The organism is Brucella sp. NBRC 14130, assembly GCF_040371715.1.
In the GTDB taxonomy this organism is placed as follows: domain Bacteria; phylum Pseudomonadota; class Alphaproteobacteria; order Rhizobiales; family Rhizobiaceae; genus Brucella; species Brucella intermedia.
Map to the genome: position 1 here is coordinate 1 of NZ_BAABTE010000068.1, position 1101 is coordinate 1101.

The window sequence follows — 1101 nt, forward strand, 5'->3', positions numbered from 1 at the left end:
ACGAATCTGGTCATTCTCATCACAGATACTGCCCCAGAAGCGAAAGCTGACACAGGCACAGTGACAGAAGACGGCACAGCACTTGAAGGAAACGTGATCACAGGTGGTAGTAGCAATAGTGCAGATGTTGCTGACCGTTTAGGTGTAGATGCAACACAAGTGACAGGAGTCAGCAAAGGAAGCTCAACAACAGAACAAACAGATAATGTTGGTAGAACAGGACTTGCAGGTGACTACGGCACACTGATACTCAATCGCGATGGTAGTTACAGCTATACCGTTGACCCAAATAACGCAACCGTGAATGCATTAAAAGATGGAGGCAAGCTCACAGAAACATTTAGCTACACCATTAAAGATGCAGATGGGGACTGGAGTACCACGACATTAACCATCACCATTAACGGACATACCGATGGCCTACCAAGCATTACACCGAACGATGAGAACGGAAACAATGTTGGTGGTCAGATTACAGTGTATGAAAGTGGTCTAAGTACAGGTAGCAATGCAAATGCAGCGAGCGAATCTGCCAGTGGAACGATTCCGATCAATGCAGGAGATGGCTTAAGCAGTATTAACATAGGCGGACAGACCTTTAGCCTTTCACAATTACAATCACTGAGTAGCAGCAACCCATCGGCAGCGATCAACGTCGTTGGTGGAACCATCGTTCTAAATGGTTTTACGGCAAATAGCAGTGTAGGTGGTATCCCAACTTCAGGTAGTTTGAGTTATACCTATACTTTGAACAACGCCCAGACACATAGCGCTGTTGGAAATGATGGTTTACTTCTGAGTGGCATTCCACTGAGTGTCACAGATGCAGGAGGGGTAACCACAACAGGTAGTCTGGTTGTACAAGTGATTGATGATGTTCCGACTGCTGTGGCAGATACTGGTAGCCTTAGTGAAGGTGGTGTGCTGAGCGTACTTGCTGCTGACGGTGTATTAACAAATGATACTGCTGGCGCAGATGGTTGGGTGAATACTGGTGCAGTGGTTGGTGTGGTATCGGGTGATACTGCAACGAACAGCGCTGGTGGCGTTGGAGGCAGGATAGATGGCCAATATGGCTATATCACTTTAAATGCCGATGGC

At 47.0% G+C, this 1101-nt stretch carries 1 protein-coding gene; it reads left to right on the plus strand.

What is annotated here, in order from left to right; genetic code table 11:
• The coding region (locus ABWW28_RS27585; protein ID WP_353393020.1) for a cadherin-like domain-containing protein at window positions 1-1101 on the plus strand (1101 nt) is incomplete at both ends.